The organism is Bacillus sp. S2(2024) (genome assembly GCF_050474045.1).
Taxonomy (GTDB): domain Bacteria; phylum Bacillota; class Bacilli; order Bacillales; family Bacillaceae_G; genus Bacillus_A; species Bacillus_A yunxiaonensis.
In genome coordinates, this window is the sequence record NZ_JBFLUS010000003.1 from 3,498,666 (window position 1) to 3,524,971 (window position 26,306).

Genomic DNA, 26,306 nt, shown 5'->3' on the forward strand with positions numbered 1-26,306 from the left:
AAAAAAGCTGCCTCGCAGCAGCTTTTTTATTATTAGAAGTGTTTAGATACTAATTCAACTAACGCTTCTTTCGGTTTGTAACCTAATGCTTGATCAACCACTTTACCATCTTTTACTACGAAAAGAGATGGAATGCTCATTACTTCGAATTTACGAGCTGTTTCTTGGTTTTCATCAACATCTACTTTTACTACCTTTACTTTATCGCCTAATTCTGCATCGATTTCTTCTAATACAGGAGCGATCATTTTACAAGGACCACACCAAGGTGCCCAGAAATCTACTAATACAACACCTTCGCTTGTTTCAGCTGCGAAAGTTTGGTCAGTTGCGTTTACAATTGCCATTTTATTTCCTCCTTTATAAGCTTTCTAACCAAAGTATATCATTATCTTATATACGTGGCGAATAATATGTATCGTTAAGTATTGTATCAAATAATCATGCCTTTATACTATAAGAAAGTATTACTTTCCACACGAAAAAGCGAGAAGCAGGGGACCTCTCGCCTTCCTTTATTTATATAGGGATAATTACTTAATGGGAACCCATTATGCGTAACGTAAGACTCAAGAATGTACTTTTAACTTTTTGAATTCTTCTGTTAGAAGCGGTAACACCTCAAATAAGTCGCCAACGATGCCATAGTCAGCTACTTTAAAAATGTTTGCTTCAGGATCTTTATTAATTGCTACAATAATCTTTGAGTTAGACATACCAGCTAAATGTTGAATCGCACCAGAAATACCACATGCGATATATAAATCTGGTGTTACAACTTTACCCGTTTGTCCAATTTGCAATGAATAGTCGCAGTACTCTGCATCACAAGCTCCACGAGAAGCACCAACTGCTCCGCCAAGCACATCTGCTAATTCTTTTAACGGCTTGAAACCTTCTTCACTCTTCACACCGCGTCCGCCTGCGATAATGACTTTTGCCTCAGAAAGGTCTACACCTTCTGCTGTTTTGCGAACAACTTCTTTAATCACTGTACGCAAATCTTTTACGTCGACTGTCATAGAAGAAACATCGCCTTCACGTGCTTCATCTTTTTCAAGCGGCGCAATGTTATTTGGACGAATTGTCGCAAATAATACACCGTCTGTTACAATCTTTTTCTCAAATGCTTTACCAGAGTAAATCGGGCGTGTGAACACAACGTTTCCACCAGCCACTTCTAACGCTGTCACGTCAGAAACAAGACCTGCATGTAATTTCGCTGCAAGTTTTGGTGATAAATCTTTCCCAAGCGCTGTATGTCCAAAGACAATTCCTTCTGGCTTTTCTTCTTCATACACTGCTAGAAATGCTTGTGCATATCCATCAGATGTATATGAGCTTAACTTATCGCTTTCAACTGTCACAACGCGATCTGCACCGTAATGAATCAGTTCTTTCGCAAATGAAGCGACGCTTTCACCTAGTAAAAGACCGACAACTTCACCGCCCTCTGCAATTGTTTTTGCTGCTGCTACTGCCTCAAATGAAACGTTACGTAAAGATCCGTCACGAACTTCTCCCATTACTAATACTTTACGAGCCATATGTTTTCCCTCCTGGATATCCTAGTATTTTTTAAACTACTTTCGCTTCTGTATGCAACAACGATACAAGTTCTTTTACTTGATCTTGCAGTTCGCCTTGTAACACTTTTCCAGCATCTTTCTTAGGAGGTAAATAGATTTCAATTGTTTTTGTTTTCGCTTCTACATCATCTTCATCTAAATCTAAATCATCTAATTCTAAAGTTTCCAGCGGCTTTTTCTTCGCTTTCATAATACCTGGAAGCGATGGATAACGCGGCTCATTTAAACCTTGCTGTGCCGTTACTAAAAGTGGTAATGTCGTTTCAATTACTTCTGTATCCCCTTCAACATCACGCTCGATTTTCACGTTTGTACCGTCAATTTCAAGCTTTGTAATTGTTGTTACATAAGGGATATTAAGCGCTTCAGCTACACGTGGGCCAACTTGGCCAGATGCACCGTCAATCGCTACATTACCAGCTAAAATTAAATCGACATCCTTCTCTTTTAAGTATTCAGTAAGTATTTTTGCTGTTGTATATTGATCTCCATTTTCAACATCGTCTTCAATATTAATTAATACCGCTTTATCACAGCCCATCGCTAGTGCCGTGCGAAGTTCTTTTTCACTATCTTCACCGCCAACTGTAACGACTGTAATTTCACCGCCTTGCGCATCTCTTACTTGAATTGCTTCTTCAATCGCATATTCATCGTAAGGGTTGATGATGAATTCCGCTTCGCCATCGTAAATTGCACCGTTCTTAATTGCGATTTTTTCTTCAGTATCAAATGTTCGTTTCATGAGTACGTAGATGTTCATTCTATTTACCCCCTTGTTTTTTATAAAAAAATTTAGTTAATTACAATATTCAGTTAATTTTTATTAAAAAAATATAGAACTATCTGCCACTAAAAGAAGGTTTACGTTTTTCTAAGAAAGCAGCAACGCCTTCTCTTCCATCCCCACTTGTAAACACTTCACCAAATAACTGTGCCTCGCGTTGCACGCCTTCATAATAAGAAGAAGATTTTGTTGTTTGCAATAGCTCAAGCACCGAACGGACAGATGCTACGCTTTTTCCTGCAATCTTTTTCGCTAGCTTCAGCGTTTCTTCCAGTAATACTTCTTCAGGGAATGCTCGATTTGCAAGTCCATATTCAGCTGCTTCCACACCTGAAATTGGATCGCTTGTTAACATCATTTCACAAGCTTTTGCTTTCCCGACATAACGTGGTAAACGCTGCGTCCCCGCAAAACCAGGAATCAATCCTAGCGTTAACTCCGGCAAACCAATTTTTGCAGTTTCACTTACAAAGCGCATATGGCAAGACATTGCAAATTCTAATCCGCCGCCAAGTGCTGCACCATGAATAGCCGCAATAATTGGTTTTGAAAACTTTTCAACACGTTCAAAAATTACTTGCCCATGTTGTGATAATTTCGTAGCCTCTCTTGCTTCTTTAACAGAAGTGAATTCCTTAATATCCGCTCCCGCTGAAAAAAAGCGACCTTCTCCATGAACAAGTACAACGCGCACATTTTCGTCCGTTTCCACTGCATCAAGAAGTTCACCAACTTCACTAATGACTTGTGAAGACATCGCATTTGCCGGCGGATGATTAATCTTTACAATTGCTACGTAATCTTCCACCGTTACAGATAGGAAATTCAAATGTACTCCCTCCCCATTAATTGCGGTAACCACAAGCTGCCACTAATAGCTCATGCACCGTTTTTGAAATTGCGACCAAATCATATTTATGATCGCTCATTACCCAGTTGGTTACAACTTCATCTACTGTTCCGAAGATCATTTGTCTCGCCACGCGGACATTTAAATCCGGGCGAAATTCTCCCTGTTGTATGCCCGTTTCTAAAATTTCATCCATGACTTGCAAGTACCCTTTCAGCACCTCATTAATTTTGAGGCGTAATTCTTGGTTCGATTGGCGAAGTTCTAGTTGCGTAACGATAGCAAGAGGATCATTTTTCGACAGTAAAGAGAAATGCGTTTCTACCAACATAAATAACTTCTCTACAGCGCTTTCAATTCCTGCTGTTTTTTGCCGAATTGTTTCAATAAATTCTCCCATCTTCTCCTGAAATAGAGATATCAATATATCTTCTTTATTTTTAAAATATAAATAAATAGTTCCATCGGCAACACCAGCTTGTTTTGCTATTTTAGAAACTTGCGCTTGGTGATATCCATTTTCCGCGATGACAATCACCGCTGCATCAATAATTTGGTTATATTTTGGTCGATTCTTTTTCACAGTACTATCCCCTTCAAGAAGATGACTGAATGATGATTCATTCACAATTCAATAATACTGACTATTTGAAATATTGTCAATACTACTCCTCCAAAAAAAGAAAGGGCGTTTAGCCCGTCTGCTCATCTTCTTGTTTTCGCAACTCTTCCTCAACAAGCACACGACGTAAAATTTTTCCGACAGTTGTTTTCGGCAACTCTTTCCGAAACTCATATATTTTAGGAACTTTGTATGCCGCTAAATATTTACGAGCAAACTCATTTAATTCTTCTTCTGAACATGTTAGACCATCTTTTATAACAACGAAAGCCTTTACTGTTTCACCGCGGTATGGATCAGGCACACCAAGAACGACAACTTCTTGCACCTTTTCGTGCTCATACAATACTTCTTCTACTTCACGCGGATATACGTTAAATCCACTAGCAACAATCATGTCTTTCTTACGATCTTTCACATAAAAAAAGCCATTTTCGTCCATATATCCAACATCACCCGTATGAAGCCAGCCATCTTGCAACACTGCTGCCGTTTCCTCCGGTTTATTCCAATAACCTTTCATCACTTGCGGGCCCTTCACAACGATTTCTCCAATCTCTCCTATCGGCAATGCTTCACCTGTCTCCAGCGAAATAATGCACGCATCCGTATCTGGCCACGGCACACCAATACTTCCCGGCACCCGTCTTGCCCATAAAAAGTTACCATGTGTAACCGGGGATGATTCCGTTAAGCCATATCCTTCTACAAGCTTTCCTCCTGTTACACTTTCAAATTGTTCTTGCACTTCAACCGGAAGCGGGGCGGAACCACTAATACATGCGCTAATGGAAGAAATATCATATTTATGAAGCTCAGGATAGTTTAATAGCGCAATATACATAGTCGGGGCTCCAGGAAATAACGTAACACGATGTTTTTTAATCGCTTCTAGCATCATTTTAATATCAAATTTCGGAACGAGCACCATCTTATACGCTTGCATAATTGATAAATTCATTACTGCCGTCATACCATATACATGAAAAAATGGAAGTACACCAAGAATGACTTCTTCTCCTTTTCTGCAATTATACAACCAATGCATACCCATAATTGTATTTGATACAAGATTTTTATGCGTGAGCATTACACCCTTTGGAAACCCTGTCGTCCCGCCTGTATATTGCAGAAGTGCTACATCTTCTTCAGGATCACACGAAATGTCTACCGCTTCATCCCCTGCATGTTCAATGGAATTCCAAACGTGGATATTCTCACTTTCTCTTACATTCACCACAAGGTTCGTTTGTTTCTTTTGCATAAATGGATATAATAAATTTTTCGGAAATGGTAAAAAATCTGCGATACGCGTTACGATGACATGCTCAATATCGGTTGAGGACTGCACATTGCTGACTTTTGGAAACACTAAATCGAGGCACAGAATGACTTTCGCTCCTGAATCATGAAGCTGATATTCAAGCTCTCGTTCTGTATAAAGCGGATTCGTTTGCACGACAATACCGCCAGCTAATAGTGTTCCATAATAACCGATAACACCTTGTGGGCAGTTTGGCAGCATAATAGCAACTCGGTCCCCTTTTTCTATTCCTAGTTTGCGAAGATAGTTGGCGAATTGCCTAACTTTACGATTTAGTTCTGAAAATGTAATATCTTTCCCAAGAAAATGAAGCGCTTTCTTATCTGAATATTGTGAAGCTGTTTGCTGTAAATACACATGAAGAGGCTGCATATCGTAGGAAATTGTATGCGGAATTTCCTTTGGATAACTGTTTAGCCAGGGCCTTTCCATATTAAAAACTCCCCCTTCTCTACATTATAAAACTACCATCAGCGTATCATTCTCCTACACTAACGGTCTGCTTTCCCCTAAAACAAGGAAAACTGAATGTGTATTCATGTTGCTTATTTTTATTATATTATAGGGATTATTGCGTTACAATCATAATATTCAGACTATTTTATAACTATTACCATCCCACAAGCATTCTCCAACAAACAAGTGTAATTACTCCCGTTAATAAAGAAAGCACAACTTGTCTTTTCCATACCCCTATACCAAATGCCACAATACCTGCAACTATATACTCAGAACTCCAGCTCCCTCCTTGCATATGAAACAGAACAAGTGGGATTGTTAACGAAGCAAAATGTTCTGAGTTATTCTTTTGTTTTGTTATAATGTTGTGAAGAAGGATTGACATAGTAATCTAATGACAATGAGAATCCTTTATTTTTCTTTTTACATAGAAGGAAACTATAAAACTTTCACGAATTTACCATTTGAATCCAATCATAGGAGGTTTGTTCTATGTTCCAAACAATTGAAGGCTTTTTAACATCATGGAAATACGAAGCAGAGTCTACACAAAAGGTATTAGATGCTCTTACTGATGAATCGTTAAAACAAGCAATCACACCGGAAAACTGGACGTTAGGCCGTATTGCATGGCATATTGTCACTGCTATTCCTGTCATTACATCACGTACAGGATTAAAGTTTGAAGGAGAAACGAAGGATTACCCTGTTCCAACGTCAGCTCAGCATATCGCAGACAGCTACCGTCAAATGAATGAGGCATTTACTCAGGCAATAAAAACACAATGGACAGATAAAGATTTAGCAACGATAAATGATTTCTTCGGAAGACCAATGCCAAATTCAATATTTTTAATGACTGTCATCAACCATCAAAACCATCATCGCGGTCAAATGACGGTACTCATGCGTCAAGCTGGATTAAAAGTTCCTGGTATTTACGGCCCTGCAAAAGAAGAATGGGCTCTAGCTGGGATGGAAGCTCCGCAGATGTAGTATTTGCTTTCTAAATAAAAACAAGGTTCCCCTTTTTTGAGGAACCTTGTTTTTTTAATGCATATCACTCACATCTCTTCTTGAATCGGGAAATGTATCCAGTTATGATAATTTAACATATCTCTTTCATATTGATCATTATAATCGTGGTATGAATGTACATGTGGAACAGGTATATCTACTTCTCCCTCTGTAAATCCCCTATTATTTAATAATTTACATATTTGTTCTATATCTCCGTACACATAGATGATATTATGCTGATCATACACAATCATCTCTTTACGTTCTGTTTCTTCAGCCCCAGCTATCCAAATGTCATGTCTAGCATCCGTTTCAAAATAACTTTTAAATTGTAGACAATATGTCTCTACTTCCTTAAAACTTACTACATCTGGACTTTGATATCGACCTGCCTCATGAGTAGATACTCTAGGAACTTTTAAATCATAAAGAATGCCATATGGCCCTTGAAACATTTTTGCTAAATCTAACATTAAATTCACATGGTTTTCCTTCGGTGCCACAACGACTCTTTTAAAATCAGGAAATTCTTCTATTTTCCATGTATTATTATACTCAAATTTTCTATCACCTATTTTACTAATCTTCCATAACTCAACATTGTCCATATATCTCACCACTCCACATCATACATGATTTATATTTAATTAATTTTTAGTAATATATAAAAATCATCATATAATAAAAAGAATAAAAATCCCGCAGTTATATCTCTTCCTCGTGTAAATATATTCTTATGTAACAGTCCAATTCTTTTTAAACAGGAGAAAATGACCTTCTATAGAATAATTTAAAATGCATATAGATAGTATTGGAGCTGAAACGGATGGATTATATAAGCTATTTAAGAAATATGGTGGGACATGAAAAAGTAATCATGGTGGCCGCAGGTTGTTTTATATGTAACGAAAAAAATGAAGTACTTCTTCAGCTGCGCTCTGATAATGGAAAATGGGGACACCCTGGCGGATTTATGGAAATTGGTGAGACTGTTGAAGATACAGTAAGAAGAGAAGTATTAGAAGAAACCGGTTTGAACTTAGGAAAACTTGAATTCTTTAATGTGTATTCTGGAAAAGAATACGAAAAAACACTATCCAACGGAGATCAACTTGCCTTAGTGAAGTTAGCTTATATTTGTAGAGATTTCCACGGAAATTTACATACTTATAACGAAGAAAGCTTACAGCTAAAATTTTTCCCCTTAGACGAATTGCCTGAATTATGGAGTGACCAACAAGCAGCTTTTGAAGATTTGTTGGAGTTTATGAAAATAAAGAATTAATTTTTCCTATTAGAATTAGATTTATACGAACTAAATTTCAATAATAAAAAAGACAAGACTGATAAGAATCTTGTCTTTTTTACTACAAATAATCTATTTTATAAAATTAAATCGCATCTTCTTTCTCAATGTTCCGAATTGCTAAGTAGGCAATCATAATTCCAACAGCTGCAAGAGCGAACTGAACTGGAATAATCGCGACCATTGAGAATGTTGGATTATAAGAACAAGCGAATGAAACGACAAACAGCGATGATAAAATTGTGATAGGGACAGAATGCTTACGCATCCCGAAATATAGCGGAATTAAACTTGTGCCAGCAGCAGCAACTGCAAATGGCACCATGTTAATCGCTTGTTGCATCCAGTCATTAATGGTTATGGAGTATGATATAAATGAAAAGTAGCTGTGCAAAGCAAAGATAGCGCCTGCAACAACTATATTAGATAGCCAAATTGTTATGAACGTGAGTATAGCTACAATGAACAATTTACTAGCAATAATTTTTTTCCGATCGATTGGATAGGAGAACATGATCAATATTGTCTTATTTTTATATTCTTCAATAACTAATTGTGCAATTAATACAGCCGCAAACACGATAAACGTTCCCCGCACCATTGCACCTATAAATAGAAAAGCTTTCTCGGAACTTTCAATAAATACATTTCCTTCTATTTGTTGTATATAGTTAAGGAAAATGAATAGGGCCGTAATGATAACATTGGCAATTAACGCTCCTTTTACATACCCGCCAAATTTAAATTTTTTCATTTCTAGCTTCATGAGGTGTAGCATAATGGACTCTTCCCCCTAGTACGCTTAATTTACTTAAACAAATCCACTTTCTCTATTTTCCTTACAGTCATATAGGCAATCAATAATCCAACACAAGCTAATGTAATAGGAATGAAAACAATATCGTACAATGAAGAATTACCACTTAAGCTAGAGGTTAGTAATGACATAATAATAACCCCGGATACAATCGTTGTCCGCACGGAATACTTTTTCATACCAAAATATAAGGGAATCAAGCTAATTCCAGTTGCTGCGATGGCATTCATTAATAATTTAGATGCATTTTGCATAAGAATTGTCATGGTTAATGGCTCTGCTATGAATGAATAATATATATTTAATATATAAAAGAAACTAAAAATGACAATGTCACAAATAACAATCGACAGAAATGCAAAGATCATAATAATGAATAATTTTGCAATCATCATTTTTTTGCGATTAATCGGATACATAAACATGACTGTCATTGTCTTTTCTTGAAACTCTTGAATAATGAATTTAGCAATTAAGCTTGCTCCAAATATCATAAATGTTGCTTTCACAAAAATATCAATAAACCGAAAAGCGTCATCGTAACTTTTAAATTCTCCATCAAGCATTATTAATGTAACGAAACCTAGCATAATAAGAAGTGCAATGAAGGCTCCTTTAATGACTGGCCATAATTTAAATTTGACTAGTTCTAATCTTATTAAATTAAGCATGGATTCCCTCTCCATTCATAAGATTTAAGAAGTACTCTTCCAATGAACTATGCTTTTTATTGATACTCTCAATTGCTATATCATTCATAATTAAAGTTTTCGAAATGGCTTGCTGCGTCGCGGTCATATCATAAATGCGAATCATATTTTCACCCATAATTTTATAATTTGTTAGGCGTAGTTTATTTTCTAACAGATAAGCTGCTCGTTTTACATCTTGAACAGTGACTTCGATATACTCCGTTTGTTGGCCATTAATACTTTTCATCGAAACTTCTTTTATTAGTTTCCCATTTTGAATAACGCCAATTGTATCTGCCATTTGTTCCATTTCAGCTAAAATGTGACTAGACACTAGCAGCGTAATTCCATATTCTTTACAAAGCAGTTTAAATAATTCTCGTAACTCTTTAATGCCGATCGGATCTAAACCGTTAATTGGTTCATCTAAAATTAACAACTCTGGTTTTGTTGTAATCGCTCTAGCAATCCCTAAGCGCTGCTTCATCCCAAGTGAAAAATCTTTTACTTGCTTATCATCAACATTGTGTAAATTCACAAGATCTAACGCTCGATCAATTGCTTTCTTGTCATAATACCCCATATATTCGCAGTGTAAATTCAAATTCTCTTTAGCTGTTAGTTTTTCATAAAAAATTGGATATTCGATAATTGTCCCCATTCGCTTTAACACTTCATATGAAGTATTCGTTAATTTCTCACCGAAAATCTCAATCTCACCGCTCGTCGGTTTAATTAAATTCGTAATCATTTTCATAATCGTCGTTTTACCAGCACCGTTCGGCCCTAGAAATCCATATATTTCGCCTTGTTTCACATGCATATTCACGTTAGAAATCACTTCTTTACCCTGAAACACTTTCGTTAATTGATTCGTTTTCAATACGTACGTCATCTTTCATTCTCCTTTCGCGCCCGTTCTATATTTATATAATAAGAAATGAAACTCTCTTTTTTCTTACCCATTTCTTACAAATATCTTAAGTTAAAAAAGCTTGTAGAATTGCTCTTTCTACAAGCTAAAAATTGATTCTTCTTAACATAACTGTAAACACTGTTTTCTCATAGGGTGTACTAGACAGATGAATTTCTCCCCCTAACGCTTCTACAAGACGCTTCGTAATCGTAAGTCCAAGTCCGCTGCCTTGATACAATCGATTTCGTGAATCTTCTAATGTGTACATCCGTTCAAATACTTTATCGATATGAGATTCAGATATTCCTTTTCCTTTATCCCATATGTCCACGTACACAAATTGCTCATCACTTCGCAGTGTAATCCCTAATGTTTTTCCGTCTCCTCCGTAGGCAATTGCGTTTGAAATTAAGTTATTCATAATTCTTCCGATAACTTCTGTATTCCCGTGCGCATATATCGGCGTTTCCGGTATATCAATATGAACGTCAAATCCTTGTGTTGTTAATAAATCATAAAATGACAGCATATGTTCCTGACAAATTTCATTCATATAGACCCGTGTCATTGCAATCTCTTTATCACCAGATTCTAATTTGGCAAGATCGAAAAATTTATGAATAAGATCTAACACTTCTAACGTTTTCGTATGAACTTTTTCTAGTAAGACCTTCCGATATTCTTCACTTATCGTTTTATCTACATTTAAAATTTCCACATAACCAAGAATAACAGTAAGCGGCGTCTTTAAATCATGCGAAATGTTAGAAAGCATCTTTCTCATAGAAATTTCCAGTTTCGAGTGCTTCGCAATTGTTTTTTTCTTTTCATCTAACAAATAATTGATCGCTACTAATAATGACTTCAATTCTTTATCATCTGTCACAACTAATAAATTTTCACTCGTTTGCTTTTCCAAAATTGCGTGTAATTTTCCATATGTATAACGTAAATTCGCACTTCGACTTTTTCCCATACGATATTGAAAGTAAATGACACCAAGTAATAAAAAAATAATAGCCGTTAAAAATAAAAGCATTCTATATCACTTCCAGCTTATAACCGATGCCCCATAATGTCTTAATGTACTGCGGCTGAGAGGGATCGTCTTCAATTTTTTCACGCAGCCTTCTCATATGTACATTAATAACATTCTCATCACCGTAATATTCTTCATTCCAAATTAAGCTATAAATTTGCGCCTTCGTAAACACGCGATTTTGATTGGTCGCAAATAGCTTTAAAAGCTCAAACTCTTTCGACGTAAGTTTAATAGTTTCGTCGTTTTTTTGAACGATAAAATTGGCCATATCCATTTTCAAATTCCCGATCACAATCATGTCATCTTCTTTTTGCTGCGGAGCGGAATATGTAGTTGACCGGCGGATTCCAGCCTTCACTCGTGCCGATAACTCAATCATAGAAAACGGCTTACAAATATAATCATCAGCACCAAGCCCAAGCCCTAATGCTTTATCCAAATCCGTATCCTTTGCTGACATAATTAAAATCGGAACAGAGCTCTTTTTCCGAATCCTATTCATCACTTCTAAGCCATCTATTTTAGGCATCATAATATCAAGAATAACTAAATCAAACTGATCTTGTGAAAATTTAGTAAGCCCTTCCTCTCCATCTGAAGCTACTGCTACAACAAACCCCTCTTTCGTTAAATACCCATCCACCATTTCTTGAATAGATATATCGTCTTCTACTAATAAAATTTTACGTTGCACACCATCACCCGTTTTCTTGAAAATTTATACTTATATTGTAATATGATGGTTGAATTCGGTAAACAAAATATACTGAGTCGCTCACATATAACCATGCCCATTCTTTTATACCGATTAGCATGTAGCATCGTTCCTCGTTTCAATTCCTCATATATGAATACAATTACCTTCAAATGGACTTTATTTCTAATAAAATATAATATTCAATAATCTTATCAATCGGACAAGCATACAAGCAAAATAGACACAATGTCATATAATTAAATTACATCCTAATAGAAAGGAGTTTTATTATTCTTGTCAGCAAAACACTCTAACCATTATGGGTATCCCGCTCCAGCTCCAAAATATTCAAGGGAATCCACTGCATTTACGACAGGATCTATATGGAGAAACCCCAATACCGAGATCGTAATCGTCACGCTTTTAAATGAGGATTACAGCATGCCCCAAACCGTCACTGTATCCGTGTTAGATTGGCAAAATACGTGTAATCCAGCCGAAGTTGCCAAGTCGGCATTTTTGTGCGGACAAGTCGTCAATCCACCTTTAAACACTGCACAAACGATTCAACCTCAGCAAAGCAGCATCGTTTCGCCTGACAACGTTCAACCGATTCTCACATCGGTTACATTTACAATTCCTCCTCGCAATCTTCTCGTGATTCATGCATTTCTTCCAAATCCTTTTCAGCAACCAAGTCCTTGCTACGAAGTACTTGTGACTCCTCAACATGGACCTGCCAAATGTGTCATCATGAACACATTTGGAGTCAATACTGCGGGTGTTCCGCAAGAAGGAAATACAATCTTGCATCATCAATTTTCACCTACCCCTGTCATCTCACATGCTCTCCCGCATTATCCTTTCGCTCCGCTTAGCCCTGTCACTCCATAAGGAAACAGATCATTATATCATCCACAATTTTGGATATACGAGCGAAAAGCCCCTTTAGTTCATACACTGAAGGGGCTTTTTGTTAATTGAATCGATACATCGACTACCGATTCGTTTTAACACATTTCCAAAAGAAGTCCTTTAAGACAAATTTTCCATTGTCATTACATACAAAACCTTTATAAACCCTTCCTTTTCCCCAAAAATATTCTTCACCCTTATATTCGCTCTTTTGAGTAAAAAGGTTCAAAAAATTTTTTATGACTACAAAAAACTATTTAAAAAGTATAAAGAACCTGTGGAGGGTTCTTTATGAACCCTCTTCAATCAAACCTGTCGTTGCTCCCCCATGTTTATCCCGCTATTAAAGACTGCCACCCCATTCTCCACCCGAAAGCCCCTATAGAACTTCTTAATTACCTATAGTGCCGCTTCATTTCTTCCTCCAACAATGATATGATGGAGTTCACTATGAATGTTTACAATTTACTTTATATAAAAGGAGATTTCATATGTCAGAGAATAAAAAAGTAAGCCTAGCGGATTTAATGCGTGAGCAACTTGCAAAGAAAAAGCAAGGAAATGGAAATGGATCAAATGCTAAAAATCAAAGTCAAGGAACGAAGAAATTGCAAAATCAACAAACGAAGAAACCAAACAATCAACGCAGACGCACAGGTGTATAAATGAACGGACAGAAACGCGTAAATATATCGCCTGGTCTAGAGGTTGATATTGTACTAAAGCAAGATCAGCGTACAGGAAAATTAACAAGAGGTATTGTGAAGGATATTTTGACAAATTCTCCTTCACATCCACACGGTATTAAAGTCCGCCTTCAAGATGGACAGGTCGGTCGTGTGAAAAATATTATTTCATAAGAAAAGGAGCTCATTTTTGAATATGAGCTCCTTTTCTTATGTGACTTTTCGTTGAATAGTCGATATATTGTACATTTAGCCTTTGATTTTTTTTATGAACACCACTTTTAAATAATCACCTTCTGGAAACTGTGAAATGGTACGGAAGTCCTCTGGCAATGAATGTTCTTCTAACACTTTATACTTTCCGTTCATTTCTTTAAATGCCGTATCAATGAAGCTTTTGAACTTTTTCATACCGAAGGCACTACAATTTGTAGAAGCTACGATAATACCATTATTTTCTGTAATCGCAATTGCTTCTTTTAATAAGTTTTTATAATCTTTCGCAGCACTAAATGTATATTTTTTTGAACGCGCAAAGCTTGGCGGATCTAGAATGACCATATCGAACTTCAACGCTTTCTTTACTGCATATTTGAAATAGTGAAATACGTCTTCTACGATAATATCTTGCGCCTCATAGTCAACGCCGTTCACGCTAAATTGTTCAATTGTTTTACTTAAGCTGCGGTTTGCAAGGTCAACACTTGTCGTCTTTGCCGCTCCGCCAAGTGCTGCAAAAACAGAAAACGCACCTGTGTAGGAGAACATATTCAAGACTGTCTTGCCATTTGCATATTTGTCGCGAATTTGCTTTCTAACATTACGTTGATCTAAAAATACACCAACCATTGCCCCGTCGTTTAAATACACCGCAAAGTTTACACCATTCTCTTTCACGATAATCGGAAACTCTCCGCGTTCTCCTGTTACGAAATCGTCTTCTTCAATATATTGACCTTTCGTATCAAAGCGCTTTTTCTGATAGATCGCTTTAAATTCAGTCACATTCTGTAAGGACTCGATAATCTCTTTACTAAATTGATAAATTCCCTCGCTGTACCAGCTAATAACGTAATACCCGTCATAATAATCAATGATTAAGCCGCCGATTCCATCGCCTTCACCGTTGAACACGCGAAATGCTGTTGTCTCCGTATCTTTATAGAAATCTTTACGTTTACTTAAAGCGGATTTAATCTGCTTTTCAAAGAAGGCTTGATCAATTTGTTCTTGTTCTTTTCTTATTAGAACCCAGCCGTATCCTTTGTTTTGCTTACCGTAATATCCTGTACCGATAAAATTATTTTTTTCGTCCACAAGCTTTACGATTGTACCTTCTGCATTTACATGGTGTAAATTTATAATTGCTTCTTTCGAAATAAGTGGATAGCCACTTTTTAATTCGTTTGCGTATTTCGTCTTAACTTTTAAAATAACTTCTGTTTTCATCACATATCCTACCTTTCAATTCCAATGCTTTCTAGCTATTCAGAAAGGCTTATACGAAGTCAGAAGCTTGATTACAACTTATCTTATGTATGAAACCACTCTATATTAGAAGCATATATATTCACAAAATGAAATAGGGCTGTTTATCCCGCACTAAGGGGCAGTAACCCCCACCTCAAGATTTAGAGAAAGCGAAGAAGATAGATGGAGTATAACTGCCCCTAAGATCCCGATTGGTGAGAGCTTTCCATCAGTGGGAGATGAAAAAAATCCCCACTGATGGAAGTTTCACTTTATATAAGTATCCCCCATAAACAGGCCCTTCTAACTATAACACGTTATTCTTTTATCCACATAACAAGCTCTTACCCTTTTTTATGAAAAAAATTAGGAGTGAGTATTTGATTTGGATAAGGCTTATGATAAATGTGCGTTGCTGCAGGAGATACAGGCGGAATCAACCATACCCAGTTCCCTGTTACAAGACGACCGCATGCTGCTTCTTGCTTTTCAAATTGACTAAACTGTTGAGCCGCTGTATGGTGATCTACAATAGTTACTCCTTGTTTTTTGAAAGAATGTAAAACTGCTACATTTAATTCTATTAATGCTTTATCTTTCCAGAGTGTACTATTTCTTGATGTATCTAATCCCATCATCTCAGCGACAGCGGGAAGAAGATTATAACGATCCTGATCAGCTAAATTGCGTGCACCTATTTCAGTTCCCATATACCAGCCATTAAAGGGTGCGGCTGTGTAAGAAATACCGCCAATTTCTAAACGCATATCAGAAATCATCGGAACGCCGTACCACTTTGCTTCCAAAGAGGAGAAAGGATACTCCGGATGTTCTAACGGCACTTCTTTTACATATTCTTCTAGGATTGGCATATAAACTGGTTCGTTTCCATCAATTGAAAATACAAGCGGCAACACATCAAAATGTGTCCCCTTACCACTCCAGCCAAGCTCCTGACAAACTTTCGAAAATGATAGGGAATGAGAATCACCGATAATACCTTGCTCGGTTTCATATCCCGCGTAGCGAATCAACTGGTGATTATAAATTTGAATTTGATTATGCTCACCTTGATATTGTTTAAAAATAGTAATTGTAGGTAGGATTTTCCCGTCATTTGTAGCATATTGAATATGATGAAGCAATGCCTCGTATATACCTTCTGCATCATTTACATCGCGCGCATCTAATACATGCAGTTTATTCCAAAAGAGACGACCGATGCAGCGATTACTATTTCTCCACGCCATTCGTGCTCCGTGAACAAGTTCTTCAAAGGTATGTTCATACGTTCCTGTATTTTGTATTTCAGCTTCAATTTGTGATAGCCTATCTTGTATTTCATGAGATTTTTCTAGCTCATTATAGCAAGCTGTAATAAAATTAGTTGCTTCCTCTAACAGTTTCTTCGTTTTAATCATAACGGCTCCTTCTATTCCTGTATAACATTCTTCTATTATACATAACAACTTCTACTCATGCCCATGCTCTAATATCTAGAAAACGGGCAATGAAAAAGAACACCAAAAACGGTGTTCTCTCCTTTATTTCGCAAAAAACAGCAAATATATAACCCCAATAATAAAGAACGTTCCGCAACAAGCTAACAATACTTTTGCAAGTTTGTCCATAAACATAGCCGTTTCCCCTTTGCTTGTTTTCCTATTTCAATTCTACAACTGTAACACCAAGGCCCCCCTCGCCCATATCACCATATCGGAAACTTTTCACGCCGCGATGGCTTTTCAAGTAATCTTGTACACCTTGACGCAGTGCTCCTGTCCCTTTTCCGTGAATAATGGAAACGCGTGGATAGCTTGCGAGCTGTGCATCATCTAAATATTTTTCAACACGTGCCATCGCGTCTTCAAAGCGTTCGCCGCGCAGATCAAGCTCTAAAGAAACGTGATAGTCTCTTCCTTTTACTGCTGTCACTGCCTTTTTCTCAACAGGGGCTGGTGTATTAATATATTCCATATCGGACTCTTTTACTTTCATTTTCAGAATTCCAATTTGGACGTTCCATTCGTTGTCACTTACTTTTTTAAGAAGCTGACCTTTTTGACCGAACGTTAATACCTTTACTTCGTCGCCTGGCTGCAATGCTTGTTTTGGCGCTGTGTTTTTCACTTTTGTTTTTTGTTTTTTCACAAGCTCCGGCGCTGCTCCTTCTAGGCGGCTTTTCGCTTCAATTAGCTCGTGGTCTTTAATATCAGCAAGCTTTGCTTTTCGCAGTTGACGCAGTTCACGAATAATTTCTTCTGCTTCTTTCTTAGCAGCTTCAACTTTTTCTTCGCCTTCTTTTTGTGCTTTTAATAATCTTTCATCACGTTCTTCATTAAATTCAATAATTTGACGCTGCAATTCTTTATGAAGTTTTTCAGATTGCTTGCGAAGCTCTTCTGCTTCATTCCATTCACGCTCAGCATTCTTTTGACTTTCTTCCAGCTTAGCAATCATATTTTCTACTTTATTTGACTCTGTACTAATATGACCACGAGCACGGTCAATTACGCGGTCAGATAAACCAAGACGTTTTGAAATTTCAAAAGCATTACTTCGTCCTGGTACACCAATTAACAATTTGTAAGTTGGGCTTAATGTATTTACATCAAACTCAACACTTGCGTTAATTACTTGTTCACGATTATATCCGTATGCTTTTAGTTCTGGATAATGCGTCGTTGCGACAACGCGCGCACCGCGGTTATACACTTCATCTAAAATTGAAATTGCAAGCGCAGCTCCTTCTTGCGGATCTGTTCCTGCTCCTAATTCATCAAACAGAACTAAACTTTCAAAATCAGCTTGCTCTAAAATATCAACAATGTTCACCATGTGAGATGAGAATGTACTTAAGCTTTGTTCAATAGATTGCTCATCTCCAATATCAGCAAAAACATGTTTAAACACACAAATTTCTGATTCATCAAGAACAGGAATTTGCAGACCAGATTGCGCCATTAGTATACAAATCCCTACCGTTTTTAATGTAACGGTTTTACCACCTGTATTCGGTCCAGTAATAACGATTGTTGTAAAGTCTTTTCCAAGCACAATATCGTTTGGTACAACGACTTTAGGATCAATAAGCGGATGGCGCGCTTGACGTAAATTCATATAACGCTCATTGTTCAAAATTGGTTTCGTTGCTTTTAATCGTTTCGCATAGAAAGCTTTTGCGAAAATGAAATCTAACTCTGCCACAATATCAACGTTCTCTAAAACAACATCAGCCTCAGCAGCAACTTCTTCTGTTAACATCATTAAAATGCGTTCTACTTCTTGTTTTTCTTTCACTCGTGCTTCTTGCAGTGTGTTATTCAATTCAACAATCACTTGAGGCTCGATAAATAATGTTTGTCCTGAAGCAGACTGATCATGAACGATACCACCGTATACACCGCGATATTCCTGTTTAACAGGAATTACATAGCGATCGTTACGAATCGTTACAATCGCATCTGATAACATCTTCTGTGCGTTAGAAGAACGCGTCATATTTTCAAGTTTCTCACGAATGCGACTTTCCGCTGTGCGAATTTGCTGGCGAATACCTCGTAGTTTTTCACTCGCGCTATCAACTACTTCTCCGCCATCACTAATGCAGTTCGTAATTTTCTTTTCTAAATCATATAAAGATATAATGCGTGCTACATACGTTTCTAAAATTGGAAGTTCAACGCCGTTTTCAATCATATCTTCAATAAATCGTTTTATTTGACGGCTGCCGTACATCGTACTTGCAATATCGAGCAGTTCATGCGGACTTAACATACTGCCAATTTTCGCACGCTTTACATTTGGACGAATATCAAAAATTCCGCCAAGTGGCACATGCCCTTTTAAACGGATCACTTTTGCTGCTTCATCTGTTGTTTCTTGAAGTTCTACCACTTCTTCATAATTCGTGCTCGGCATAAGCCCTTTCACTTTATCACGGCCAAGTGAAGAAGCAACGTGCTCAAGCAATTGTTCTTTTATTTTGTCATATTCTAATACCCGCAACGTTCGTTCTAACATAGTTGCTTGTCCCCCTTGTGTTACTTATTACGCTTAATATAATCTAATAAACGTTCAATATCCCATGTATTAATAACTGTATCTTTTTGAATCCAACCTTTTCGCGCGGCAGCAACACCAATTTCCATGTCCTCGAGCATTTCAAGCGTATGAGCATCTGTGTTAATTGCAATTTTCACGCCTGCATCTTGCGCTTGTTTTAACAGTTTAGCACTTAAATCTAAACGATTTGGATTTGCATTTAATTCAAGTACAGTATTTGTTTCTTTCGCAAGCTCAATTAATAAATCTGTATCGACATCATATCCTTCACGTCGACCAATTAAGCGGCCCGTTGGATGTGCAATCATTGTCACATGATGATTTTCAATTGCCGTGCGAAGGCGCTTCATAATTGTTTCACGATCTTGTGAGAAGCTAGAATGAATAGCACCAATGACATAATCAAGTTCCTCTAATACTTCATCATCAAAATCAAGCGTTGCATCCGGTAAAATGTCCATTTCAATACCACGTAAAATGGTGATATCCGGATACTTTTCATTGATGCGTTCAATTTCTTTTCCTTGCTCACGAAGACGCTCTTTCGTTAAACCATTCGCTACCTTTAAATATTGGGAATGGTCGGTAATCGCCATGTACTTATATCCTCGAGCGCGGCATGCTTGTACCATTTCCTCAATAGAAAAAGCACCATCACTCCACGTCGTATGCATGTGTAAATCACCTTGAATATGAGAAAACTGAATCAGATTTGGATACTGTTCAATTAGGTCAATTTCTTTGCCATCTTCACGCACTTCTGGCGGAATAAACGGTAAACCAAAATGAGCAAAAAAGGCTTCTTCTGTTTCAAATGTCTTCACTTCACCTGTTTCTAAGTTTTCAACACCGTATTCACTAATTTTTTCACCCTTATCTTTCGCAATTTGGCGCATTCTTACATTATGGTCTTTTGAACCTGTGAAATGATGAAGAGTTGTAATAAATTCTTCCGGCTTAACAAGACGGAAATCAATAGAAATATCGTACTCATACTGAAGACGTACAGAAACTTTTGTATCTCCGCTTGCAATGACTTCAATCATATTATCAAACTGTAATAAATGCTCCCGCACCTTTTCTGGTTCTGTAGTTGCAATAATAAAGTCTAAATCTTTCACTGTTTCGCGAACACGGCGCAAACTACCAGCACGGGAATACCGAATAATTTCTGGCACATTCGACAATTTCCGTTCTATTTCCCCGGCAATAGGAAGTACCATCGCTACCGGAAGACGCTCTGGACGAGAACCAACTTGAGCGATTGCTTCTAGTATTTTCTCTTCTGTTTTCTTACCGAATCCAGCAAGCGCTTGAATTCGATTCTCCTCACAAGCTTTCTTTAATGTTTCTATATCTACAACGCCAAGTTCTTTATATAATTTCGCTACTTTTTTACCGCCAAGACCTGGCAATTTTAAAAGCGGCAATAAGCTGCTCGGTACTTCATTTTCCAGCTCCGCGAGCACTTCTGACGTTCCAACTTCAATATATTCTGCAATCACGGCTGCTGTTCCTTTTCCAATTCCTGGTATTTTCGTAAAATCTTCAATCTCTGAAAGGCTGTGATCATCACTTTCTAGTGCCGCTGCCGCTTTACGAAATGCTGATATTTTAAAGGGATTTTCACCTTTTAACTCCATAAAAAGTGCAATCGTCTCAAGTAGTTTAATCACTTGCTTTTTATTTACTTTCATTCTTCTCCCGCCTTCCCATCATAGAAAAAAACTTCTCTTTCGAAAAAGAGAAGTTATACCTTGCCACCTGTCTGCCATAATTCCTTAACTTTTTCAGAAAGAATTGGTGTATCATTTACAATTACTTTGCTTATTGTTGATGTATTTAGCGACGTTTGCACTTGTCCAACTGGAAGTATTGTACCAATCACAATTAATACGAACAATATAATATACACCTCTAAAAAACCTAAGATAGCTCCGCCTAATGCGTTAATCTGTTTCAAAACAGGGATTTCTGTAAACATATTCAAAAGCTGTCCCAGTAACGTTAACGCGATTTTTGTAATGATAAATAATGCGATAAACGCAATTGCTTGATAAAAAACTGTTTCCATATTATTTGCATTAATCCAATTCGGCACATTTGTTTCTGGCTTAAATGGATACGGAATGATTTTTTGCAGTGCAGGCGCTAAATCTTTGCAATACCAATATGCCACAAGATAGGCAATAATAAAGCTTGCTAACTTTACAAGTTGCAGTACAAGCCCTCTTCTAAGACCAAGAAGAAAACCCATAACAAGCAATACAATGATTATAATATCAACCATGTTATTCCATTCCTTTTTGTTTCATTCTTTCTTTCAACTTTTCATTTTCTTCTTTTAATTTTATGTAATCATGCACGACATTGACTGCCGTCAACACCGCCAATCGATTTGTGTCAAGCGAAGGATTCTTAGCATTCAGTTCGCGCATTTTATCATCCACAATCGCCGCGACTATGCGTATATGACTTGTACTTTCATCGCCAACAACTGAATATTGTTGACCGTAAATTTCTACATTAATTTTACTTCGATTTCCTTTTTGTTGTGACAACTTACTGTCCTCCAATCCCGTACAGAATCCTACAGATTATCATACCATGAAAAAACATGATATGGAAACAGAAACAACAATTCGATATGATAAAAACATAAATAATGAAAAAGGAGCAATCATTTTGTCAAATTCTATTGTTATTCAAGTAAGTTCCGCTGTTATAGAGGACATGAAAACAAAATACGCACAAGCATTGCAGCCAAAAATTCCCCAAGGCGGTATCTTCATGGCAAAGGTTCCATCTTGCACAATTACAGCCTATAAATCAGGAAAAGTAATGTTTCAAGGCGGACGCGCGACTGAAGAATCTAGCCGTTGGCAGGCAAATGCCGCTGCGCCAAAAGCTTCTGTAAAGAAAAGTGTAAATGACCATTCCTATGCACCGCCAGCTTCCATCAGTGCGATGTCTATTCTCGGCTCAGATGAAGTCGGAACAGGAGATTATTTTGGACCGATGACAGTTGTTGCAGTATATGTCGATGCAACACAAATTCCATTATTAAAAGAACTCGGCGTCAAAGACTCAAAAAACTTAAATGATACACAAATTTGTGAAATTGCAAAACAACTACTGGCGGTTGTCCCTTACAGTTCCCTTGTTCTTCACAACGAAAAATATAACGAAATGTTTGAAAAAGGCTACAATCAAGGACAACTAAAGGCAATGCTTCATAATAAAGCCATTACAAACTTATTGGCTAAGATGGCACCAACGAAACCAGAAGGCATATTAATTGATCAGTTCACACAGCCAGCTACATATTATAAATATTTAGCCAAACAAAAAAACGTTCAACGCGAAAACGTATATTTCGCTACAAAAGGCGAAAGTGTACATATCGCCGTTGCAGCAGCCTCCATTTTAGCCCGTTATTCCTTTGTAAAACAGTTTGATGAACTGAGCAAAAAAGCGGGTATGACACTGCCGAAAGGCGCTGGGAATCAAGTCGATATTGCAGCTGCGAAATTGATTCAAAGGCTTGGGAAAGACAGATTACCTGAGTTTGTGAAATTACATTTTGCAAATACGGAAAAGGCGTTTCGATTGTTGAAGAAATAGCTATTCTTCAGTATGGGCAGGATACGAAATGAATAAACAAGAAGACACGAATGATTAGCTCGTGTCTTCTTGTTTTTATCCCGCCATTCGCGCCCCCATCTCAAGATGTAAAGAGAAACGAAGCAGATAGGTGGGGTGGCAACTGCTGGCATGCGCCCGATTGGTGAGAGCTTCCCATCAGTGGGGATCCCCACTGATGGGAGTTTCACTTTATTCTTTAAACAAATTTGTAATTTGTTTTGAAGCTTCTTTCAAATCATAAAACTCAACATGTTCTTTCTCTGGCGTATCTTTATGTCCAATTACAATTTCCCCGTCATCTTCTATCCAAACAAAGTAGTTTTCAATCAATCCATCACCATAATCAATAGACATATTGTAGCTAATAGAGGATTTAGTTTCTTCATCTAGTGATAGTGTTTTCGGTTCATCCCCGTTTTCTGCCAATCCAACTTGCTCCATCGCAGATACAAGTTGTTTTATATCATTTTCTTTTTTCAATACTTTCGTACCTTTCGTTTTCGTAGATGTTAACTGAATTTCCTTTATTTCTTTTCCTTGAAACGTAACAACCTTTGCCTCTTGTGATGTCGGAACTACTTTTTCTTGTTTTTCTTTTTCATTTCCGCATGCACTTAAGCTGATTAGCATGATCGCTAAGAAACATACTATTCTTTTTTTCACAAATTCAGCTCCTTTCTACTTTACGTATTGTTTCTCCTTATCCAATACCTCTCCCTGCTCAAAAGAAAATAAAAAGGTATATCAAACAGCTTAATTGCCGTTGATATACCTTTTTTCAATCTTAAAATTCCGCAGAACCTGGTGTTCTTGGGAATGGAATTACGTCACGAATATTAGCCATACCAGTGATGTACATTAAGAAACGTTCGAAACCAAGACCGAACCCAGCATGTTTTGTACCGCCGTATTTTCTAAGCTCTAAGTACCACCAGTAGTCTTCTTCGTTCATGCCTAGTTCTTTAATTCTGTCTACTAAAACATCCATTCTTTCTTCACGTTGACTTCCGCCGATTAATTCGCCGATGCCAGGAACAAGTAAGTCTGTTGCAGCTACTGTTTTACCGTCATCGTTCATACGCATGTAGAATGCTTTAATATCTTTTGGATAGTCTGTTACGAATACAGGACGTTTAAAGATTTGTTCTGATAAGTATCTTTCGTGCTCTGTTTGTAAATCAATACCCCATTGTACTGGGTATTTGAAGTCTGCACCTGATTCTTGAAGCACTTTAATTGCTTCTGTATATGTGATGCGACCAAAGTCAGAGTTGATTACGTTATTCATGCGCTCAAGAACTGTTTTATCAACGAAGCTGTTGAAGAATTCCATTTCTTCTGGTGCATGTTCTAATACGTATTTCATTGCATATTTCAGCATATCTTCTGTAAGATCCATTACATCTTCTAATTCAGCGAATGCAATCTCAGGCTCAACCATCCAGAATTCAGCAGCATGGCGAGTTGTGTTAGAGTTTTCAGCGCGGAACGTTGGACCGAATGTATATACATCGCGGAACGCTAATGCATACGCTTCAGCATTCAATTGTCCACTTACTGTTAAGTTCGTTTCTCTGCCGAAGAAGTCTTTTGAATCATCTACTTTTCCATCTTCACCTTTTGGCAAGTTGTTCATATCCTGCGTTGTTACGCGGAACATTTCACCTGCACCTTCAGTATCACTACCTGTAATAATTGGTGTATGAACATGTACAAAGCCGCGCTCTTGGAAGAACTTATGAATTGCATAAGCTGCGATTGAACGCACACGGAACGTTGCCGAGAATGCATTTGTTCTTGGACGTAAATGAGCGATTGTACGTAAGTACTCAAACGTGTGACGTTTCTTTTGTAATGGGTAATCAGAATCTGATAATCCCTCGATTTCGATTTTGTCCGCTTTAATTTCAAACGGTTGCTTAGCAGTTGGAGTTGCGATTAGCGTTCCTTCTACTTTAATAGAAGAGCTTAACGGAAGCTTCGCAATTTCGTTAAAGTTATCTAGTTCTGTATCGAAAACGATTTGAACGCTTTTAAAGAAGCTACCATCGTTTAATTCGATAAAACCAAATACTTTTGAATCACGTAAGTTACGGATCCAACCTGATACTTGTATTTTTTGATCTACATACTTATCAGTTTCTCTATACAGACTTTTTACTAATGTGTTTTCCATATTGAAATTCTCCTTTACGTATATTTAAATACAAAAAAACCTTCCATCCATAAAGGGACGAAAGGTTAAACTTCGCGGTACCACCCAATTTGTCATAAAGACCAGCTCTAACTCGTATGTATTACACATACTTCCCGGTTTGTAACAGGCCGGATTCCCGTCTAAGTCTACTCTTGAACACACGTTTCAATTTCGGTTAGCAACTCCAAGGTGTTCTTCACATATACCGCCTCATCAGGCTCGCACCGTCCCTGACTCGCTTTGGATTATAGTATATACTACTCTTCCTTATCATCGTCTTTCATTTTTTTAAACTAAAATTAATGTACTACATTCGATGGAAAGATGCAAGTTGTCCTTCAAAGCAAAAAGCCTTTTTATTATCATTCCATCTAATAACGTACGTTCTGAAAAGCAGCTTAGAAAAAAACAAAATCATCTTAGTTTATCTACGCATGACAATAGCTCGTTTTTTCAATTCATTATTAACAAAAAGCATCCGCAATAAAAAAACATATTCTACACTATACCTTAATAAAAAAGCGAGGAAACGTAAATGAGTCCAGATCATAAAAAAAATTTCGTTACAAGCACACCTTTTTTTCCTTATATCGTTCTACCAGAACTTCATGCCATTCAAAAACCTGTAAAATTACCAACATCTCCAACAATCCAAAAACCGATACAATTATCGAAATCTCCTGAACCAAAAACGATGTGCTGCAGACAAATTGTAGAACACAAAATTCCATTAGTTCCCCCTGCCAAAAGAGGAACCATCGAAGTTGATAAACAAATATTTACTACAATTGAAAAGGTGTGTTCAGAAGTCGTTGTCATAGTTGGTTTTATCCGCAAAACGATTACTTATACAGCTGTAATGCATGACAAGGAGATTCCAAACCATAGCATCCAAGATGACGTTCCCTTTCAGGGTCTTATAGAATCAATGGATATAAAAGAAAACAATCAATTTATCATCATCGAGCAAAAAATACTCAGTGAAATTTTCTCCTATGAAGCTAACTTTGGAAAATTAAATGATTCTCAATTATATGAGCCAACTCTTGCTTTCAATTTTACAGAAAAAGATATTATAAAAATTTCCATACAAATGATTACTTAGCAAACAAATATAAAATGGGCTCATTTTTATATTTGTGATGAACGAATAAACTTATTTATTAAAAATAGTAATCCAACCCCCGATATTCTCCCATACAAGCTC

At 37.1% G+C, this 26,306-nt stretch carries 28 protein-coding genes and 1 other annotated feature; of the genes, 7 read left to right on the forward strand and 21 right to left on the reverse strand.

Features of this window, described 5'->3' with window-relative positions:
* Positions 1–32: 32 nt before the first annotated feature.
* From trxA to AB1284_RS17765, 7 genes are all read right to left on the reverse strand, one after another.
* Positions 33–347, reverse strand: a complete 315-nt coding sequence (gene trxA / locus AB1284_RS17735) for a thioredoxin (RefSeq protein WP_336481867.1) — start codon at positions 345–347, stop codon at positions 33–35.
* A 222-nt stretch (positions 348–569) separates the two neighbouring features.
* Positions 570–1,547, reverse strand: a complete 978-nt coding sequence (locus tag AB1284_RS17740; RefSeq protein WP_336481868.1) for an electron transfer flavoprotein subunit alpha/FixB family protein — start codon at positions 1,545–1,547, stop codon at positions 570–572.
* A 31-nt stretch (positions 1,548–1,578) separates the two neighbouring features.
* A complete protein-coding gene (gene etfB / locus AB1284_RS17745; RefSeq protein ID WP_429753669.1) occupies positions 1,579–2,352 on the reverse strand; it encodes an electron transfer flavoprotein subunit beta in 774 nt (257 codons plus the stop codon).
* A 79-nt stretch (positions 2,353–2,431) separates the two neighbouring features.
* Positions 2,432–3,205, reverse strand: coding sequence for an enoyl-CoA hydratase (locus tag AB1284_RS17750; RefSeq protein WP_429753668.1), 774 nt, complete (start codon positions 3,203–3,205; stop codon positions 2,432–2,434).
* 16 nt (positions 3,206–3,221) lie between these two features.
* Positions 3,222–3,809: a TetR/AcrR family transcriptional regulator gene (locus AB1284_RS17755; protein ID WP_429753667.1), complete on the reverse strand. Its 588-nt coding sequence runs from the start codon at positions 3,807–3,809 to the stop codon at positions 3,222–3,224.
* A 109-nt stretch (positions 3,810–3,918) separates the two neighbouring features.
* A complete protein-coding gene (locus AB1284_RS17760) occupies positions 3,919–5,604 on the reverse strand; it encodes a long-chain-fatty-acid--CoA ligase (protein ID WP_429753666.1) in 1,686 nt (561 codons plus the stop codon).
* A gap of 178 nt (positions 5,605–5,782) precedes the next feature.
* Positions 5,783–6,016 (reverse strand): AzlD domain-containing protein, encoded by a 234-nt coding sequence (locus AB1284_RS17765; protein ID WP_429753665.1) that lies wholly within the window; start codon positions 6,014–6,016, stop codon positions 5,783–5,785.
* Between the two features lie 107 nt (positions 6,017–6,123).
* Between AB1284_RS17765 and AB1284_RS17770 the strand changes: the two genes are divergently transcribed.
* Positions 6,124–6,627: a DinB family protein gene (locus AB1284_RS17770; protein WP_429753664.1), complete on the forward strand. Its 504-nt coding sequence runs from the start codon at positions 6,124–6,126 to the stop codon at positions 6,625–6,627.
* A gap of 68 nt (positions 6,628–6,695) precedes the next feature.
* On the opposite strand, the gene AB1284_RS17775 is transcribed toward AB1284_RS17770, so the two are convergent.
* On the reverse strand, positions 6,696–7,259 hold the full coding sequence (locus AB1284_RS17775) for a hypothetical protein (RefSeq protein ID WP_429753663.1): 564 nt from the start codon (positions 7,257–7,259) through the stop codon (positions 6,696–6,698).
* 218 nt (positions 7,260–7,477) lie between these two features.
* On the opposite strand from AB1284_RS17775, the gene AB1284_RS17780 reads away from it, so the two are divergent.
* Positions 7,478–7,936, forward strand: a complete 459-nt coding sequence (locus AB1284_RS17780) for an NUDIX hydrolase (RefSeq protein ID WP_429753662.1) — start codon at positions 7,478–7,480, stop codon at positions 7,934–7,936.
* A 106-nt stretch (positions 7,937–8,042) separates the two neighbouring features.
* Here AB1284_RS17780 and AB1284_RS17785 read toward each other — a convergent pair whose 3' ends face one another.
* The 5 genes from AB1284_RS17785 to AB1284_RS17805 form a co-directional block, all read right to left on the reverse strand.
* Entirely contained in the window at positions 8,043–8,735 is a 693-nt protein-coding gene (locus tag AB1284_RS17785) for an ABC transporter permease (protein ID WP_429753661.1), read from the reverse strand.
* A gap of 29 nt (positions 8,736–8,764) precedes the next feature.
* Positions 8,765–9,445 carry an ABC transporter permease gene (locus tag AB1284_RS17790; RefSeq protein ID WP_429753660.1) on the reverse strand — a complete coding sequence of 227 codons (681 nt, stop codon included), beginning with the start codon at positions 9,443–9,445 and terminating at the stop codon, positions 8,765–8,767.
* Positions 9,438–10,361 (reverse strand): ABC transporter ATP-binding protein, encoded by a 924-nt coding sequence (locus AB1284_RS17795; protein WP_429753659.1) that lies wholly within the window; start codon positions 10,359–10,361, stop codon positions 9,438–9,440. The genes AB1284_RS17790 and AB1284_RS17795 overlap by 8 nt, the downstream gene beginning before the upstream one ends.
* A gap of 124 nt (positions 10,362–10,485) precedes the next feature.
* Positions 10,486–11,421, reverse strand: a complete 936-nt coding sequence (locus AB1284_RS17800; protein WP_429753658.1) for a HAMP domain-containing histidine kinase — start codon at positions 11,419–11,421, stop codon at positions 10,486–10,488.
* A gap of 1 nt (position 11,422) precedes the next feature.
* Positions 11,423–12,118 (reverse strand): response regulator transcription factor, encoded by a 696-nt coding sequence (locus AB1284_RS17805; protein WP_429753657.1) that lies wholly within the window; start codon positions 12,116–12,118, stop codon positions 11,423–11,425.
* A gap of 444 nt (positions 12,119–12,562) precedes the next feature.
* On the opposite strand from AB1284_RS17805, the gene AB1284_RS17810 reads away from it, so the two are divergent.
* The 3 genes from AB1284_RS17810 to AB1284_RS17820 all read left to right on the forward strand — a co-directional run bounded on the left by AB1284_RS17810 (position 12,563) and on the right by AB1284_RS17820 (position 13,896).
* Positions 12,563–13,015 (forward strand): hypothetical protein, encoded by a 453-nt coding sequence (locus AB1284_RS17810; protein ID WP_429753656.1) that lies wholly within the window; start codon positions 12,563–12,565, stop codon positions 13,013–13,015.
* A 512-nt stretch (positions 13,016–13,527) separates the two neighbouring features.
* Entirely contained in the window at positions 13,528–13,701 is a 174-nt protein-coding gene (locus tag AB1284_RS17815) for a hypothetical protein (RefSeq protein ID WP_429753655.1), read from the forward strand.
* Complete coding sequence (locus tag AB1284_RS17820) at positions 13,702–13,896, forward strand: YwbE family protein (protein WP_429753654.1); 195 nt, start codon at positions 13,702–13,704, stop codon at positions 13,894–13,896.
* A gap of 75 nt (positions 13,897–13,971) precedes the next feature.
* Here the strand turns inward: AB1284_RS17820 and AB1284_RS17825 are convergent, their stop codons facing one another.
* From AB1284_RS17825 to zapA, 6 genes are all read right to left on the reverse strand, one after another.
* Positions 13,972–15,171: a class I SAM-dependent rRNA methyltransferase gene (locus tag AB1284_RS17825; protein WP_429753653.1), complete on the reverse strand. Its 1,200-nt coding sequence runs from the start codon at positions 15,169–15,171 to the stop codon at positions 13,972–13,974.
* A 365-nt stretch (positions 15,172–15,536) separates the two neighbouring features.
* Positions 15,537–16,613 (reverse strand): nitric oxide synthase oxygenase, encoded by a 1,077-nt coding sequence (locus AB1284_RS17830; RefSeq protein ID WP_429753652.1) that lies wholly within the window; start codon positions 16,611–16,613, stop codon positions 15,537–15,539.
* 241 nt (positions 16,614–16,854) lie between these two features.
* On the reverse strand, positions 16,855–19,215 hold the full coding sequence (locus tag AB1284_RS17835) for an endonuclease MutS2 (protein ID WP_429753651.1): 2,361 nt from the start codon (positions 19,213–19,215) through the stop codon (positions 16,855–16,857).
* A 20-nt stretch (positions 19,216–19,235) separates the two neighbouring features.
* Positions 19,236–20,954, reverse strand: a complete 1,719-nt coding sequence (gene polX / locus AB1284_RS17840) for a DNA polymerase/3'-5' exonuclease PolX (protein ID WP_429753650.1) — start codon at positions 20,952–20,954, stop codon at positions 19,236–19,238.
* 53 nt (positions 20,955–21,007) lie between these two features.
* Positions 21,008–21,547, reverse strand: a complete 540-nt coding sequence (locus tag AB1284_RS17845) for a CvpA family protein (RefSeq protein ID WP_336481888.1) — start codon at positions 21,545–21,547, stop codon at positions 21,008–21,010.
* Between the two features lies 1 nt (position 21,548).
* Positions 21,549–21,818 carry a cell division protein ZapA gene (gene zapA / locus AB1284_RS17850; RefSeq protein WP_154709943.1) on the reverse strand — a complete coding sequence of 90 codons (270 nt, stop codon included), beginning with the start codon at positions 21,816–21,818 and terminating at the stop codon, positions 21,549–21,551.
* A gap of 124 nt (positions 21,819–21,942) precedes the next feature.
* Here zapA and rnhC point away from each other — a divergent pair, with 124 nt between their 5' ends.
* Complete coding sequence (gene rnhC / locus AB1284_RS17855) at positions 21,943–22,881, forward strand: ribonuclease HIII (protein ID WP_429754430.1); 939 nt, start codon at positions 21,943–21,945, stop codon at positions 22,879–22,881.
* A 210-nt stretch (positions 22,882–23,091) separates the two neighbouring features.
* Here the strand turns inward: rnhC and AB1284_RS17860 are convergent, their stop codons facing one another.
* Positions 23,092–23,565, reverse strand: coding sequence for a hypothetical protein (locus tag AB1284_RS17860; protein ID WP_429753649.1), 474 nt, complete (start codon positions 23,563–23,565; stop codon positions 23,092–23,094).
* Positions 23,566–23,686: 121 nt separating this feature from the next.
* Positions 23,687–25,078, reverse strand: a complete 1,392-nt coding sequence (asnS, locus tag AB1284_RS17865) for an asparagine--tRNA ligase (RefSeq protein WP_429753648.1) — start codon at positions 25,076–25,078, stop codon at positions 23,687–23,689.
* Between the two features lie 50 nt (positions 25,079–25,128).
* Positions 25,129–25,382 (reverse strand) — a binding site (T-box leader).
* Positions 25,383–25,634: 252 nt separating this feature from the next.
* On the opposite strand from asnS, the gene AB1284_RS17870 reads away from it, so the two are divergent.
* Complete coding sequence (locus tag AB1284_RS17870; protein WP_429753647.1) at positions 25,635–26,204, forward strand: hypothetical protein; 570 nt, start codon at positions 25,635–25,637, stop codon at positions 26,202–26,204.
* Positions 26,205–26,306: the final 102 nt, after the last annotated feature.